We start from the raw sequence: 16,098 nt of genomic DNA, 5'->3' as shown, positions 1-16,098 counted from the left end.
GGACATGGAGGCGCGACGCGTCAGGGTTTGGCCTTGCGCGACAGCGAACGGAAGTACTCGCTCACCAGGTCGCGATAGCCCGGCGGCACGTCGTTGCCACCACCCAGCACCGGCCCCTCGCGCTCGCGCTCCCCCAACTGCCGCCGCAACGAGAACTCGAATTCCTTGAACCCCTCGAGCACAGCGCCGCGCAGGCGCGCCAGCTCTTCGGGGTCGTTGAAGGAACGCCCGGACTCGAGCTCCCGCAAGCGGGCGATCAGGCGGTCGAGGTCGCGCGTCGCGACCCCCTCGCGTGCGAGCTCGCGGCGCAACCCCTCGGCCCCCTCGCGCTGACCGCGCAATTCGCGCGAGAACTGCCGGGCGTCTTCTGCGGACAGTCCGCCCCCCATCGGACGCCCCTGCCCCTGTCCCCCACTCTGGCCGCCGTTAGGCATCGGCGTGAGGGAACCGCCACGCTGGCCGCCGCCCTGTCCCGGTTGGCCGCCCTGCCCCTGTGCGCCCCCCTGGCCTTGCTGGCCTTGCTGGCCTTGCTGGCCTTGCTGGCCTTGCTGGCCTTGCTGGCCTTGCTGGCCCTTGCTGGCCCTGCTGGCCCTGCTGGCCCTGCTGGCCCTGCTGGCCCTGCTGGCCTTGCTGGCCCTGCTGGCCCTGCTGCCCTTGCTGCCCTCGCTGGCCCTGCGCCGATTCGCCGGTGCGCTCCCGCATCCGTTCCTCCAGCGACGCCAACGAGCGCACGAGGTCACGCGCCTGCGCCAGCGACCGCGCGCGACGCTGCGTGCTGTCGTTCACCGCCGCCGAGGCGGCACCCGCCACCTTGGTCGCCAACGAGTCGAGCACCTCGCCGATGCGCGCCTCGAAGTTCTCCGCCGTCTCGCGCGACTGTTGACGCGCGATGTCCTTGGAATAGCGGATCATGTCGTCCAACCGTTGCTGCCGGATCGCGTCGGCCGCTTCCTTGAGCGTCCGCGCCGCCGCGCCGCGCTCGCGCAACGCATCGCGCGAGAGCCGATCGAGTTCTTCCTCGAGCTGCTCCACCTCGCGCGCCATCTGGTCCTTGCGCTCGTCGACACGCCGCTGGCGCTCCTCGCGGTTGCCGCCATCTCCCAGTCGGCTCACCTCCTCGCGCACCTCACGCTGCTGGCCGGCCAGCCGCTGCGCGCGGTCGGCAGCGCCCTGCATGCTGCGCGACGCCTGGGCGCCGCGCGATTCCTCGAGCAGGCGACGCGCCGCCTCCAACCGGTCCTGCGCCGCGCTCCCGCTGCCGCTCCCCTGCTTTCCTTCACTGGCCGCAGAGCGTCGCATCGCGGTGGCCGCATCCTGCAACGCGCGTGCGGTCTGCTGCATCTCGGGCGATTCCTGCTCGCGGGCCAGCCGCTCGAGTCGCCGCGCCAGCTGCTCGGCCTCCTCGGCCATCTGCCGCTGTGAGCCCCCTCCGCCACCACCGCCGCTCCCGGCCTGTGCCCGCTGGCGAGCGCGCTCGTTCTCCTGCTGCTGCCGCGCGGCCAGGCGCTTGAGCCGCTCCAGCGTCTCGTCCACCTCCCGATTGGCCTGCTGCTGCGCCCCGCTCTGCACCTGCTCGTACTGGTTGCGCAGCTTGTCCGTTTCCAGCTCGAACAGGTCGGCAAGGTCCTCGGCGGAACCACCACCGCCGCCACCGCCCCCACCGCCGTTCTGCATGCTCACCTGCACCTCCTTGAACAGCGCGTCCACGCGCTCCAGCAGCCGCAACGCGCGCTGTTCCGGCGCCAGCGCCTCCCCAAGCCGGCGAACGGCGAGTTCCCCCTCGGCCGCCTTCATCTCGGCCAGCACCTTGGGCATGATCTCCGCGATGACCTTGAACGTCGTGTCGGTCCCCTGCACCGCCGGGCGCTGTAGCCGGGTGAGCGTCTGCTGCACCTCCTCCCGGAGCCGCCCCTGCCCGAGGAGGATCGTCGTCACGTCGCTCTGAAAGGCCGGCGTCTCCGGCGTGGGGCGATCGCGATTGGCCTTGAACGTGGCGGCGACGATTTCGCGTTGCCGCGCGACCAGCGTCCCCGTGTTCTCGCCGGGCGCTCCACCGCCCCCCCCGCCCTGCTGGTTCTGCCGAAACTCGCGATCGAAACGGCGAATCGTCAGGAAGTAGATGTCGGTCGACGCAGACTTCGCCCCGGACACGGCGTCGTTGTCCCACGCTTTGGCGTAGTACGACACGACATCGCCCGGTTGCAGCGCCAGCTCCTCGAGGAAGAGGGTGTGGCCGGCGCTCAGCTCGCGCGGACGCCGCCCTCGCCCCTCGGACAACACGATCGTCTTCTCCTCGCCGCCATTCACCTGGTAGTGCAGCTCCAACTTGCCGACGCCGTAGTCGTCGCTGGCCTCCGCTTCGACCAGCACTTCTTCGACCGAGGTGGGGCGCACGTCGCGCCCGGGCTTCCGCATCGACACCTGCGGCGGCAGGTCGTCCATCGCGTCGATCACGTAGTCGACGTTCCCGGCCACCCGCGTCCCGTCAGGTGCATCGAGTTCGACGCGATAGAAGCCGTCGCGGCGGATGCTCACGCTGCCGGTGAGCGTGGAGTCGTCGAGTCGGGTGAGTGCGATCGACGCGTCGCGATCGAGCACGAGGCGCCCACCGCGCACGGCACGTGTGGCGCGCACAGTCACCGTGACGCGCGTCCCCTTCACCGCCGCGATGTCACCCACGTCGTCCAGCTGCTCGGCCGGAAGTCCGGTGTACGACGGATACTGCAGGGTGAGGTCGAGCTGGCGCACCGCCGGCAGGTCACGCACCGTGAGCGTGAAGGGGGCGGAGCGCACTCCGTTGGATTCGACGTAGTACTCCGCATTGTCCGAGACGTCGAAGAGGCGCGCCGTGAACCGCGTCGAGTCGCCGCCGGGGCCCATGGCCAGGTGCTCCCACTCCCCATTCGCGCCACGACGCACCGACAACTCCACCACGTCGCTCTCGAATCCCCGTAGGCGCGCCGAGATCTCGAAGTCGCTGCCGCGGGCGACGGTCGCATCGCCAGGCGTGACCTCGATCGCGTAGACCGGAGCCGACGCCACATCGCGCCACGGGGTCAGGATCAGCCGAGCCGACTGGCCAATCCACGACGGGCCCAGCGCGACCAACGCAGCCCCCGACGCGACCAGGAGCGCCGAGACGGCGAGTGCGCGCAGCGTGGCAGGACGCTCCAGCACCGGCACCGCCGGCGTCCGTTCGAGACGCAGGGCCGCGTCGTTGAAGAGCCCCGCCGTCAGGAGTGTCGAGCGCGCCTCGTCAGGCACCGTCGTGGCCGCGACCTCGACCGCGCTCAAGACGGCCCCGCCCAGTTCGGGAACGCGCTCCTCCACGTACAGCGCCAGTCGCCCATCGGGCAGCTGCCTGACGAGTGGCCAGGCCACGAACCGCGCGGCCACCAGGGCCACGACCACGCCCAGCCCCCAGCGCGCGATCGCCACACTCGCGGGCGAGAAGCGCGCCCCTTGCAGCGCGGCGGCCGCCACCCAGAAGCCCACGAGCAGGACCGCAAGCGTGATCGCCACCCCAACGGCGGCGTGCCGCCAGCGCCAGCGCCGTCGGATACGCGCGAGTGCCACGCCGAATGGCGGCGTGCTGCGTGGGATGGTCGGTTCGGCGAACGTGGCCATGGCGCGTCTCCTACCTGGGCTGTAACCGCCGCCGCGACGCCCGGCTCGCCAGCACACCTTCTGCCAGCAACACGAGCGACGCCACGACGAGAAGATACCACCACATCGACTGCGTGCGTTCCTGTTCCACAAGGCGCTGCACCGGATCCACCGTCCCCTCAGCGGTCGCCAGCGTGCCGTCAGGGGCCAAGGCGTTGGTGAGGCGCGCCGGATCGAACGTGGCGAACTCGAGCTCCGCGGGCGCCGGGTTGGCGGCCACGAGGCGCGGCCGCTCGTTAGGGGCCCCGGAGCGCCGCACTTCGTACCACCCGCGCTCCCGCAGTTCCAGCGCGCCCGGGGCGTCGGGGCCGCCGATCGCGAGCCGGTCGCCACCAGGGGCGCGCACGCTGAAGCGACCGTTCCCGACCGATGCGCTGTCACCGGCCGCACCGTCCGCCAGGTCGACCGACTCGCCGACCGCGTACGCGGCGCGCTGCGGGCGGAAGGCCGCCGCGTACTGCGACACCTGCTGCAGGAACGGGAGGAAGACCGCCTGTCGCGGCAGGTCGTTCCAGAGCCCATCGAAGCTGCTCCCCCACGTCAGCACGCGGCCACGCCCTTCGCGACGCTCGGCAAGCGCCACCGCGCCATCGTCGAAGCGGGCCAGGATCCCCTCACGCACCCCCAGCGGGCGATATCGGAAGAAGCGCGCGACCGACAAGTCGCCGCTGCGCGTCCCCCCAAAGATCGACAGCGCCGGATGCGCGCGATCCAGGTAGCCCAACACCGCGCCCCGCTCGCCCAACCGGTCGACCGGCGCGCCGATCGAGTCCGGGAGGAGCGGCCGGAACTCGGCGGGCCAGCTGCGAATCGATCCGTGCTCGCCTAACGCATTCAGCAGACCGCCCCCCGCACGGACGAACGACAAGAGCCGCGCGGCGCCGATCCCTGTCGGCACGCCGGCATCGTTGAGAATGACGAGTCGCCGCCCCGTGAGGTCGGCTGGCGTGGCCCGGGGAGCGCGCACCGCCTTCACGTCGAAGGCGGGTTGGTCGCCGATCGCGAGCGCCCGCGCGACGAAGAGCGCCCGCTCGGCGGGGGCATCGCCATGGTCGACCAGCAGCACGCCGAGCGTCGGCGCACGCCGCAGCAGGAAGTGAAACGCGTCGTCTGCGGTGAGCGCGTCGGCGTCGATCGTCACGCGCGCCGGCACACCGTCCGCCGGGACCGCGACAGGGGCAAACGCCACCGCCCCCCCCGCGTCGGCCGGAAGGTCGACCGTGCGCGTCTCGAGTACCCGTCCGTTGACCTCGAGGCGTACCGCCGCCCCCTTCACCGCCGGCCCGATGTTGATGACCCGGGCGCTCACGATCACCCGTTCCCCCGGTGCAGCGAGGTCACGCCGCGTCTCGACCGCGCGCACCGACCGGTTCACCACGGGTCCCTGCCCGACATCGACCGGGACGATCGCCGTCCCCGGTGGCATCGTCACCTCATCGCCAAGGTCCCACGCGCTCCGCTGGAAGTCGCTGACCACGACGAGTTCCCGCTTCGGGAGCCGGGAGCTCCCGAGCAGTCGGCGAGCGAGCGCGACGGCCGGCGCCAGGCGCGTACCGGCGTCGACGGGGCGAATCGAGTCGAGCGCGCCACGAAGCAGCTGGGCGTCTCCGCTCGGATCGTTCACCGCGCTGGCGCGCACATCGAACGGGACGATCGTCAGGCGATCCTCCCGCCCCAACGATGCGATGCGCCCGCGCACCGCCTGCTGTGCGGCGCTCCACCGCTCGCCATAGCGCATGCTCAACGATCGGTCGAGCAGGATGACGACGTCGGTCCCGCCGGTCGAGGTCGCGGCCGCTTCCGCGGTACGCGCCAGCACCGGACGCATGAACGCGGCGGCCAGCAGCGCGATGAGCAGGCAGCGCGCCGCGAAGAGGAGCCAGTCGCGTATGCGCTGCCGGCTGGCGTGCTGGTACGGCGTGCGCTGCAGGAACATCAGCGAGGGAAAGGCGATCGATTCCTTCCGTTCCTTGTGCACGAGGTGCACGAGAATCGGGATGGCGATCGCCGCGAACGCGGCAGCGAAGAGCGGCGCGAGGAAAGAGAACTGCATCACTTCACCGTCCGCAGGCGTTCCCGACGCAGCAGGTAGTCGAAGAGCAGCGCGTCCAGCGGCTTGCCGGTGTCCACGAGCGTGTAGTCGATGCGATGTTCGCCGAGCCGCCGCTGCATCGTCGCCACGTGCTCCGAGACGAGCCGCTGGTACTCGGCGCGCAGTCGCGACGGCACGACCGGCAGCCGCACGCCGCTCTCCACGTCCTCGAAGGTCGCGGCATCACTGAAGTCGAAGGTGCGCTCCATGGGGTCGAGCAGCTGCATCACGACCACATCGTGCCCGGCGTCGCGCAACGGCCCCAAGGCGGAGATCACGCGTGCCGGCTCCTCGTACAGGTCGGAGAGGAGGAGCATGAAGCCGCGCCGCCGCTGGCTCTCCGCGATCTTGGCCAGCGCACGCCCGAGCGAACCCTGCCCCCGAGGCGTCGCGCGGTCGATCGAGTAGAGCACCTGTTGCAGGTGCTTGGCCGACGGCGGCACGTAATCGAGGATGTCCTCATCGAACGACGCAAAGCCGACGCGATCGCGCTGGCGATGCGAGAAGTAGGTGAGCGAGGCCGCGAGGTACTTCGCATACGCGAGCTTGGTCAGCGCTCCCGAGCCGTAGCCCATCGACCCCGACACGTCGAGCAGCACCATGAAGTTGGTGTTGGTGTCGGCCTCGAACTCCTTGAGGTAGTACCGCTCGGTGCGCGCATACACTCGCCAGTCGATGTGGCGGATGTCGTCGCCGGGCACGTACTGCCGATGCTCGGCAAAGTCGGTCGAGAAGCCGAGGTGCGGCGAGCGATGCAACCCGGAGATGAACCCTTCCACCACCCACCGCGCCACCAACTCCAGGTTGCCGATGCGCGCCAGCGCGGCGGGGTCGATGAATCGGACCCCGACCTGCGACGCGTCGTCCGGGCGTTCGGGCGGTGCGGAGGATGGCGTGGTGGGTGGATTGGTCATCGGCGCGCGGCTACAGCCTGGCCTTGGGGAGCGGCACCGCGTCGACCAGCTTGGCGATGATCTGGTCGGTCGTCACCCGCTCGGACTGCGCGTGAAAGTTCGTGAGGATGCGGTGACGCAGCACCGGCGCGGCCAGCGCCTTCACATCATCGAACGAGACGTGATAGCGCCCCTGCATGAGCGCGCGCGCCTTGCCGCCGAGCACGAGGTACTGTGCCGCACGCGTGGAGGCGCCGTAGGTCACCCACTGCTTGATGAAGTCCGGGGCCGTCGGCGACGTGGGACGGCTCGCCCGTACGAGGTGCACCGCGTATCGCGCCACCGACTCGGCCACCGGGACGCGCCTGACGAGTCGCTGGAAGGCGATGATGTCCGGCCCCGTGATCGCGTGCTTGAAGACGTGGCTCTGGATCGCCGTCGTCGTCTGCACGACCTTGAGCTCGTCGTCCTCGTTGAGGTAGTCGATGATCACCTGGAACATGAAGCGATCGAGCTGCGCCTCGGGGAGCGGATAGGTCCCCTCGAGCTCGATCGGATTCTGCGTCGCAAAGACGAAGAACGGTTCTTCGAGCTTGTAGGTGCGCCCCTGCACCGTCACCCGGTGCTCCTGCATCGCCTCGAGCAGCGCCGACTGCGTCTTGGGCGGCGTGCGGTTGATCTCGTCGGCCAGGACGATGTTGGCGAAGATCGGCCCCGGCACGAAGGCCATGCGCCGGCGCCCCGTCTCCGGATCTTCCTGGATGATGTCGGTCCCCGTGATGTCCGACGGCATCAGGTCGGGGGTGAACTGGATGCGCGAGAAGCGCAGGTCGAGCACCTGCGCCATGGTGTGGATCAAGAGCGTCTTGGCGAGTCCGGGGACGCCCACGATGAGGCAGTTGCCGCCGGCGAAGAGCGCGGTGAGGGCCTGCTCCACGACCTGTTCCTGTCCGATGATGAGCTTGTGCAGCTCGGTCAGGATCTGTTGCTGTCCGGCGCGCAGCTTGTCGGCCAGGGCGAGGTCGTCGGGGGCGTTGAGGGCAACGCCTTCTGGGGCAGTAGTCGTCACGGGTCTCCTGGGTCAGTGCGTCGGCGTGTCGATCAAACGGTCGGCGGCAGCGCGGCGCCAGCGCCGCGTCGGGTGTGCCTCAGTGCGTCATGGCGTACACGACGTAGTTCACGGCCAGCTTGTACGCCTCGTTGCTCAGCGCGATCGGGAGGAAGCCCTCGTCGGACCACTCCATGTAGTCGCCGATGTCGTTGTTGAAATTGGCGATCATGACCAAGCGCTTGGCCGGGTCGTTGTCCTCGAACGCACCCCAGAACTCGGCCTTCGCGCCGTAGTACGGGTGATCCATGTCCAGCGACTCGATGTGATAGAACGAGTCGAACAGCGGATGCGACCGATCGAGCTTGACCAGTGTCATGCCGGGGAAGGCCTGCATCCATCGGAACTCGAAGTTGCGGAACTGCGGCGTGCCGGCGAAGTCGTCGAAGATGAGAAAGCCCCCCTTCTGCACGTAGGCCTTGAGCCCAGCCAGCTCCTGTTCGTTCATCGACCAGTACCCCGGCTCCGACACGTACGCCACCGGGTACTTGAACAACGCGGGATCGTCGAACGCCAGGATGTTGCTCCCTTCGAGGAACGGCTTCACCGTCGTGAGCTCCTCGAGGATCTTCATGAAGTGCGTCTCGGCGCGCGGGTAGTCGTGGTCCCACTTGAGGTCCCACCCGCCGCCTAACGGCTCGAATCGCATCCGCACGAAGGTGAAGCGTCCGTCGTACGGAACGTTCGGGTTGGGGTCGTTCCCGGGGGCGCGCCGACGCCCGCGAAAGCCCTGCGCCGCGACCGTCAGGGCCGGGAGCAGGACCAGCAGCGCCAATCCCCACCTGCGCCATCGTCTCATGGCCGTTTCTCCTGGAGCGAAAGCAGGAGCGCCTGCGCCTTCTCGAAGTTGGGGGCCAGGTCGAGCGCCCGCAGCACCTCCCGGCGCGCCGCGCTCACCTCGCCGGCGTTGGCGTACGCAAGCGCCAGCTGGTACATCGCATCCACCCGATCCGACGGATCGAGGGCCAGTACTGCCTGCCGCTCGCGGATCACGACCGGATGGCGCCCCACGCGCGCCGCGCGCTCCGCCAGCCGCTGGTGGATCCCCAGGTCGAAGGGCGAGATGTACAGGGTCCGGTCGAGCGCCGCCAGCGCGGCAGGCACGTCACCGCGTGCCGCGGCCAGGGCATCCAGCTCCAGGTTGGCCTCGTACGCCAGCTCGTTGCGCTGGGTCATGGCTTGCAGCTCACGGACCGCCCCCGCCGTGTCGCGGCGCGTGAGGTGGATCTGGGAGAGCGTCCGATAGGGCGAGTCTTCGCCGGCATACGACGGCAGCAGCGTCTTCGCGCGCTCGAGTTCGCGCACCGCATCGTCCCATCGCTGGCGCTCCGCGGCCGCCGTCGCCGCGCGCATCGCATCGGCAAAGGTCCCCCGCCACCGGATCCCCTGCTCCCGCTCCCCGCCCTGTTCCATCGTGACCGCCGCCAGCTCCCGCGCGAAGCGTTCCCGTACAAACGCGTCGAAGCGTGCGTCGAGCCCCGCGGCGTCCAGCCCCAGGACCTCTCGCACCACCGTTGGCGTGGTGGCCCCACGCTTATAGCCGGCGAGCATCGCCCGGATCCCCGCGGCCCCGCGCTCGCGCTCGATCCACTCGGCCACCAGCGACGCCTGGTAGTAGGAGAGGATGACCTCCTGCGGAAAACGCGGGCGCATGAAGCCGTCGTTCATGCGCGACGGCGGGGCGAGCATCCCGGCGGCGTACGCGGCCAGGAACTCCGGCGTCACGTCGCTCCCCCACGAGGGGCGCGCCCGCCGTTCCTCCAGCACCGACAGCCCCTCCGAGAACCAGCGCGGAATGCGGTTGTCGGTCGCGCCTAACGTGAAGGTGTGGGCGATCTCGTGCCAGAGCGTCGAGCCCCAGTTGAACTCCCCCACCTTGCGCGCCGCCGGCGAGTCCATCGCGACCACCGGTCCGAAACACACGCCTAACGCCCCAAGTCCGGCCAACCCCACGGTGCGCACCGAGAAGTCGGCGTGGCTGCGGAAGAACTCCACGCGCACCGGCTCGGCCGGACGGTAACCATAGCGCGCCGCCAACGAGTCGAACGCCATCTCGGCGAGCGGCGCCGCGTACAGCGCCAGGAGCGCGGCATCCTTCTTTTCCATCACCAGCACGAACCGAGGGGTCTTCACCTCGGTGTAGCCGTCGAACGTGTCGAGCAGGTCGAGCGTGTTCTTGGCCCAGACGTCGTACGGATCCAGGGAGAAGGCGCGGTCGAGACTGGCCTTGCCGTCGACGACGCGACCGAGCCGGAGCTGGTTCACGCCTAACAGCGCGAGGGCTCGAGCCGCCCGCGGATCGCGCGACAGTCCCTGCTCGGCGAACGCCGCCGCCTGACGATACAACCGGTTGCGTGCCGCGACGTCGGCCAACGTCACCTCGGCGTCCGCCGCCCCGGGGAGGCGCGCGTGCGCGCGCTCCAGCGCCCGCTGGAAGTTGGCCGAGTCGCCGGAGAGCCACCTGGCGGCGGCCAGCGCGATGAGTGGCTGGGCGGCCCCGCTGTCGGCCGCGAGCCCGCGAATCGCCTCCGCCGCCGCCTCGTCGTAGCGCTCCACGTCGATCAGCAGGAGCGCGGCCACCGCCCGCGCCTCCGCGTCGCTCGGGTTCACCGCCAGCGACTGCCTGACGAGTGCCGAGGCATCGCCACGCCCGTCGAACGACAGCACGCGCGACATGCCGAGCAGGGCGCGCGGGTGCGTCGGGTTGGTCGCCAGCACCGCCGCGAAGGTGGCGCGCGCGTCGACCGCGTTGAACTTCTCGAGAAAGAGGAAGCCGAGCTCGGTGCGCGTATCGAGATTGCTGGAATCGGCGGCAATCGCCTGATCGTACGCCTTCAGCGCATCCTTGAAGAGCTGCGGATCGTTGCGCCCCAGGTATCGGCAGGCCACCGCCACCGCGCGCAGTTCGTCCGCGGTGAGGGCGCGACGGCCGCTGTTGTAGATATCGATGAAGGCGTCGAAGGCGCGCATCGCCTCGTCGCGCGCCCCACCCTCGAAGGCCAGCGTCGCCAGCTGCAGCTTGGCCGTGAGCGAATCGCCCCCTTGTCGCGCCCGCTCGTAGGCGGCGCGCGCCTCCTCCACTCGTCCGCGGAGGCGCAGGATGTCGCCCAGGAGCACGTCCAGATCGGTGGCACCATTCGCCGCCCGGCGAAATCGCTCGGCCGCCTCGCTCGCCTCGGAATAGCGCCCCACATCTCGCAGCGCGCGCGCCAGCAGGCGCGCGGCCCCGGCGTGCGCACTGTCGCGCGCCGTCGCCCGCTGCGCGAGTCGGATCGCGTCGTCGTATCGCCCGGCCTGCCGCGCCGTCGTCCCCTGTGCCACCAGCGATGCCGCGTCGCCCTCCTGCGCGCACGCCGTGGGCGGCGCGAGCACGAGCAGCGCCAGCACTCCCCAACGCCGGTACACACTCATGGCTTCTTCACCTCGAGCGCCCGCAAGGCGCGCGTCTTCTCCGCCAGCTCGACCAGCAAGGGCTCGAGTGCCTTCTGGTAGGCATCTTCGTTCATGGTCGCACGCCGGGCACGCAACGCCTCCAGCCGTCCCTCCACCTCTCGGCGCTCGGTCAGGAGTCGCGCCGCGCGCGGATCGGCCGCCAGCGTCGCACCACCCGAGGGCTCGAGGAAGACCGTGCGCGCGCGCAGGCCGTCGGGCCCCTTCTCGCTCGCATCGGTGTGCCCCACGCCGTCGCCGTCGTCCTCGAGCAACGGGTGCTCGGTGGCGATGCGATTCCCTTGTTCGAACACGCGCTCCACCTCACGCCGGGCGTACGTGAACGCCTCGAGCAGGTTCACCCGCCCGTCCTTGTCGCTGTCGGCACCGGCGGTCGTCAGTGCGGCGACGAAGTGCGCAGGGAAGAGCGTCTCGTTCTGCTCGCGCCCGGAGCGCGTCGCCGTGATGATCACTCGATTGGCCCCGGCCAGTGGCTTCACGAAGTCCCCGCTGGCGCTCGTCGTGTTCACGAAGATCAGCCCAACGTTCCGCAGCGCGGCGAGGGCGACCTTGAAATCCTCGCCCGACAGGTCTGGCCCCGGGACGTTGAACTTCGACTCGTCGCCCTGCGTGGTGCCGTGGCCGAAGAGGATGATCACCAGGCGATCGCCCGCCGTCATCCCGGCGGTGAGCCGGGTGATGGACCGCAGGATGTTCTCTCGTGTGGAGCGGGCGCGCACCCGCGCGCGCGTGGAATCCTCGGCGAGCACGGTCACGAGCGAGTCCGGGATGCCGAAGCGCGAGGTGGCGGCCGACGCCACCGTGGTGGCCCACTGATAGAACGCATCGGCGAGGCGCTTTTCGCCGCTCACGCCGGCGACGATGAGCACGGCGGTGCGCGGCGCAGGTTCGGTCGCGATGTCCGTCGAGGCGACGACGGAAGCACCGGCCGGGGTGGGCACGGCAGCGGACGCGACGCGGGAGAGCGTGACGTGGGGGGCCCCCCCCAACAACAACGCTACCCCCGCCCCCCGAAGGTGCCGGTACCATTTCCGCCCGCTCATCATCATCGCCACGCCTCGCCTCGCGTCATCGCGCTCTCCATCGCCGTCCCGACGTCGCCGTCCGACACGTCGACGCCGCCCTCCTCGCCGCTCGCTCGAGCATCACGCCACCCCGCGCCGTCGCCGCAACGCCCACTCGGTGCCTAACGCCAGCAGCAACAGCCCCAGCAGCACCGGCATGTCCCACAGGTCCTTCCGCTCCACCACCGTCGCCCCGCTCGCGCTGTACACCATGTCCTTTGCCACGTCGAGCGCGCGATCGGCCGGGTAGTAGCGCCCCCCGGTCTCCTCGGCCAGCTGCCGTAGCAGCGTCGGCCGCATCTCCGCCCCGAAGTACTCCTGCGTCGGCGGCGCCACGCGAACATAGGCCGCCTCGCCCACCACCGTGTCCCGCCCGACCACCGCTCGGAGCCGCACCTCGTGTACCCCGTTCCCGTCCGGGACGTACGTCGTGCGATACTCACCGTCGCGCTCCACCGCCCACTCCAGCGCCACCTCCTGCGTGACACCGCGCGGTGGCGTGATGGTCCCGAGCACCGTCGCTCCATTCGCCTTCAGGAAGCCGGAGTCGCTCACCTCGGCGCGCAGCGACACCCCTTCGCCCGGACCACTCTCGTCCGCGACGATCGTTTCCACGCGATCCGGCACGTCGCTCACCAGCCAGCGCAGCATCTGCCGCCAGAAGGTCTCGTGCGTCTGGTCGTCCACCGGAATCGACGCTTCCATCTGCCAGAGCCACGAGTCCTGCGCCCCGAACACGATCGCCTTCCCGCGCCCGTAGCGCTGGTACGCGAGCAGCGGGCGCGACGTCACGCCGTCGGGCGCCATCCCCGTCAGCAGGATCGTCGCCCCGGGCTTCGCGCGCCCGAGCCGGTTCACCGTGGTGAGCGGCGGCAACGCCGTCCACCGCGCCCGGGAGGCACTGTCGTCGCCCGCGAGCTGCAATGCCGCGTGCCCCGCCCCAGCCGCCGTCGGCGTCGCCTGCAGCGTGGCAAGGACCGGCGCATCGCCCGACACCCCCTGCAATTCCAGCGGGAGCGCGTCGCTGACCGCCGTCCCGCCGTATCCCCCTTCGCCTAACGCATCCCGCCCACCCAGCACCAGGAGCCCCCCGCCCCGCTCGCTCACGAAGTCCCCCAGCATGCGCAACTGGTCCGCCGTGAAGAACGAGGCTTCCACGCTCCCCAGGACCACCGCGCGATACGAGAACAGCTCCTCACGGGTGCGCGGAAAGCCCGCCGCCAGCTCCAACGAGTCGTCGACGCCAAGTCGCAGGAACTTGTCCTTCGACGAGCGCAGCAGCGTGACCAACTGGATGTTGCCGTCCGCCTCCACCGCGCGCCGCAGAAACTTGAGCTCGAACCGCGGCTCCCCTTCCATGTACAGGATCTTCTCGCGCCGATCGCGCACCACCACCAGCGTCGTGCGCGCATTGTTCTCGGCGATCATCTCCCGCGCCTGCAGCGGGACCTTCACCGTCAGCAGGCGGGCCCCCGTCTCCGTGGCCGGAACCCGGATGCGCACCGACACCGCCTCGCCATCGCGCGGGAGCAACGCCGTCGCCGTCCCCACGATGCGCCCCGAATCCTCGACCACCACCGGGACGCGCGTCCCACCGTAACCCCGCTGCACGAGGACCACCTGCACGAAGAGCGAAGCGTTGCGCAGCAACGTGCGCGGCGCGTCCACGCGCGCCACCTCCACGTCGCGATCGAAGCGCTCGCTCCCGATCCCCACCGTGTACACCGGGACCTGGCGGGCGCGCAGCGAGAGCAGTTGCTCGGCAAGCCCCTCTTCACCGGGTGTCGCCGACGCGTTATCGGCGCCGTCGCTCAACAACACCACCCCCGCGGTCGGCACCCCGGTGAGGTCGTCCTCGATGCGCAGGATCGACGCGGCGAGCCGCGTGCGCGTCCCGTCGTATCGAATGGACGAGGCATCGGGCAGGCGCCCGCCCGCCCCCAGCCGGAAGACCCGCAGCTGGTATCGCTCGGCGAGCGCCCGCAGCAGCGCCGAATCAGCCCCACCGGCCAGGCGGGAGACGACGTCGCCGCGACTCCCGTCGTCCACATCGCGCACCTGCATGCTCCGCGAATCGTCGACGACGACCGCCACGACGTTGCGCTGCTGGATCGAGGTGCTCAGCACCAGGACGGGACGTGCCAGCGCCAGCGCGAGCACGGCAATCGCTGCGACGCGAAGTCCCGCGAGCGCGAGTCGCATCCGACGGGACAATTCCCCCGCGTGTCGCAGGTAGGTGGCCACCGCCACCCCCGACGCCACGACCGCCCCGACGGCGATGATCCAGGGGGGGATCGCGGAGGCAAAGGCGAGCGTCCCCTTCGCGAAGGCGAACGGGCGGTACTTGAACAACAGCTCGACCAGACGATCCAAGCCCGCCCCCCTCGTCGTCGGTGTCGCGGTCCCGTCGCTGCGGTCCCCTCCAGCACGGTGTACGTACGAACTGCGCCTACGTTCCGCTGGCGCGCGCGGCGGCGCCAGATGCCGCGATTCCCCGAGTCACGCGGCGCTCCCGCCGAGGGAGCCGATCCCCCGCTCCCCGGGCCGCCCAAGCTGCCTCCCCGCCCCCATCCGCGCAGCGCCACGGGGACGATCCGTGGTGGCGCGCCACACGACGAGCGCCTGCGGTCGATGGAACGGTTCGGGCTCGGCGACCTCCCCGGGCGTCGGCGTTAGGCGGCGGAAGCCGCTCGCTCCCCCAGGAGGATGCGCCGCACAGCCTCGGTCCGGTAGGCGAAGATCCGGTCGAGCTGCCGCTTCACGAATGGGAGGGCCAGGTCTCCCAGCGGCGACAACGGCAGCCGATACCGCACCTCGTCCTCGATGAACGTCCCGCCATTGCCATCGGCGCGGAAGCGATGCGTATGGTGCCAGATCGCGTACGGCCCCTTGAGCTGCTCGTCGACGAACTCGTGCGGCGGATTCCAGGTGGAGATCAGCGTCCGCCACCCCATGGGGATGCCGTGCAGGCGGATCGTGTAGTCGATCAGCGCCCCCTCCCGCATGTCGACCGGGAGCGGCGTCTTGATCTCGAACCCCATCTCGGGCGGCGTGATCAGCCCGAGGTTCTCGGCCTTGGCAAAGAAGGGGAAGACCTGCTCGATGGGGAGCGGGAGGTGAAGCGAAGCGCGGAGAACGTGCGTTGGCATGGGCCCAGGGTTGACTCACTGGGCAAACGGACGGGACAGCGCCGTCGTTCCGCGATGTCCCGCAACGGCCGCGCGGTGTCGCGCGACCGTGGAGCGATGTCGACCGCCGTCCTACGCGACGCGAGCGGCGCCGTTCGACTCGAGCTCGGCGTCCGGCGCCGCTTTGCGATACGCCTGCACCGCATGCTGCAACGCGAGCAGCGCCGAGGCCTCCAGATCGTACTCCATCGTCAGCTCGGCGAGCCGCGCCGGGGAGTGGTCGGTGAACTTGCGGCTGTCCTTGTCGCACCCTTCGTGACGGCGGCTGTACTCGCGCGAGGCGTGCCAGAGGCTGTTCGCCTTGTGCCACCAGTCCTCCTCGCGGTGCGCCGAGCCCGTGGCCGTCGTCGTCTCGTAGGCCTTGACGCTCGCGATCAGCACGTCGTCGCAGATGCAGGCGATGCGCAGCGCCCCCTGCTGTTCCTCCTCGTGCGCCGCACGCTCGACGAGACGCGCATAACGTTGACGCTGGCGGATGCACTCCTGCGCCGCGCGAAACATTCGATCGGCCTGCGTGCGCGGCGTTTCGATGGCGGCGTGGTCACCGGTGATGGCAGCGGTACGACTCGACTTCGGCATGCGACGTTGGCCAGAGATGTGGGACGGGAAGTTTAACACCGGGCGATCGGGCTTTGGG

11 protein-coding genes are annotated in these 16,098 nt (G+C 70.3%); all 11 read right to left on the bottom strand.

From position 1 onward, the window contains the following. Positions 1-20: 20 nt before the first annotated feature. Positions 21-434 (bottom strand): hypothetical protein, encoded by a 414-nt coding sequence (locus tag IPN47_07045; GenBank protein ID MBK9407797.1) that lies wholly within the window; start codon positions 432-434, stop codon positions 21-23. Further along, complete coding sequence (locus IPN47_07040) at positions 427-3,627, bottom strand: hypothetical protein (GenBank protein ID MBK9407796.1); 3,201 nt, start codon at positions 3,625-3,627, stop codon at positions 427-429. Before IPN47_07040 ends, IPN47_07045 begins: the two co-directional genes overlap by 8 nt. A gap of 10 nt (positions 3,628-3,637) precedes the next feature. Then, positions 3,638-5,722: a BatA and WFA domain-containing protein gene (locus tag IPN47_07035; protein ID MBK9407795.1), complete on the bottom strand. Its 2,085-nt coding sequence runs from the start codon at positions 5,720-5,722 to the stop codon at positions 3,638-3,640. After that, positions 5,719-6,672 carry a DUF58 domain-containing protein gene (locus IPN47_07030; GenBank protein MBK9407794.1) on the bottom strand — a complete coding sequence of 318 codons (954 nt, stop codon included), beginning with the start codon at positions 6,670-6,672 and terminating at the stop codon, positions 5,719-5,721. The genes IPN47_07035 and IPN47_07030 overlap by 4 nt, the downstream gene beginning before the upstream one ends. A gap of 10 nt (positions 6,673-6,682) precedes the next feature. Then, entirely contained in the window at positions 6,683-7,720 is a 1,038-nt protein-coding gene (locus IPN47_07025; GenBank protein ID MBK9407793.1) for a MoxR family ATPase, read from the bottom strand. A gap of 79 nt (positions 7,721-7,799) precedes the next feature. Next, the gene (locus IPN47_07020; protein ID MBK9407792.1) at positions 7,800-8,558 is read right to left on the bottom strand and encodes a DUF4159 domain-containing protein; all 759 of its coding nucleotides are present in this window, start codon (positions 8,556-8,558) and stop codon (positions 7,800-7,802) included. Next, on the bottom strand, positions 8,555-11,170 hold the full coding sequence (locus IPN47_07015) for a tetratricopeptide repeat protein (protein MBK9407791.1): 2,616 nt from the start codon (positions 11,168-11,170) through the stop codon (positions 8,555-8,557). The genes IPN47_07020 and IPN47_07015 overlap by 4 nt, the downstream gene beginning before the upstream one ends. Next, positions 11,167-12,150, bottom strand: coding sequence for a hypothetical protein (locus tag IPN47_07010; protein MBK9407790.1), 984 nt, complete (start codon positions 12,148-12,150; stop codon positions 11,167-11,169). The genes IPN47_07015 and IPN47_07010 overlap by 4 nt, the downstream gene beginning before the upstream one ends. Positions 12,151-12,354: 204 nt before the next feature. Beyond that, positions 12,355-14,646, bottom strand: a complete 2,292-nt coding sequence (locus tag IPN47_07005) for a hypothetical protein (GenBank protein ID MBK9407789.1) — start codon at positions 14,644-14,646, stop codon at positions 12,355-12,357. A 299-nt stretch (positions 14,647-14,945) separates the two neighbouring features. Then, positions 14,946-15,422, bottom strand: a complete 477-nt coding sequence (locus tag IPN47_07000; protein ID MBK9407788.1) for an SRPBCC family protein — start codon at positions 15,420-15,422, stop codon at positions 14,946-14,948. Positions 15,423-15,533: 111 nt separating this feature from the next. Then, a complete protein-coding gene (locus tag IPN47_06995) occupies positions 15,534-16,040 on the bottom strand; it encodes a hypothetical protein (protein ID MBK9407787.1) in 507 nt (168 codons plus the stop codon). Positions 16,041-16,098 lie beyond the last annotated feature (58 nt).

Source organism: Gemmatimonadota bacterium (assembly GCA_016719105.1).
In the GTDB taxonomy this organism is placed as follows: domain Bacteria; phylum Gemmatimonadota; class Gemmatimonadetes; order Gemmatimonadales; family Gemmatimonadaceae; genus SCN-70-22.
Note: the sequence above shows the minus strand (reverse complement) of the source record. Positions and strands in the feature narration are given on the sequence as shown.

Bases quoted from the DNA above. Each gene is read 5' to 3' on its own strand.
- IPN47_07045 (MBK9407797.1), bottom strand. From the start codon at position 434: ATGCCTAACGGCGGCCAGAGTGGGGGACAGGGGCAGGGGCGTCCGATG.
- IPN47_07040 (MBK9407796.1), bottom strand. From the start codon at position 3,627: ATGGCCACGTTCGCCGAACCGACCATCCCACGCAGCACGCCGCCATTC.
- IPN47_07030 (MBK9407794.1), bottom strand. From the start codon at position 6,672: ATGACCAATCCACCCACCACGCCATCCTCCGCACCGCCCGAACGCCCG.
- IPN47_07020 (MBK9407792.1), bottom strand. From the start codon at position 8,558: ATGAGACGATGGCGCAGGTGGGGATTGGCGCTGCTGGTCCTGCTCCCG.
- IPN47_07015 (MBK9407791.1), bottom strand. From the start codon at position 11,170: ATGAGTGTGTACCGGCGTTGGGGAGTGCTGGCGCTGCTCGTGCTCGCG.
- IPN47_07000 (MBK9407788.1), bottom strand. From the start codon at position 15,422: ATGCCAACGCACGTTCTCCGCGCTTCGCTTCACCTCCCGCTCCCCATC.
- IPN47_06995 (MBK9407787.1), bottom strand. From the start codon at position 16,040: ATGCCGAAGTCGAGTCGTACCGCTGCCATCACCGGTGACCACGCCGCC.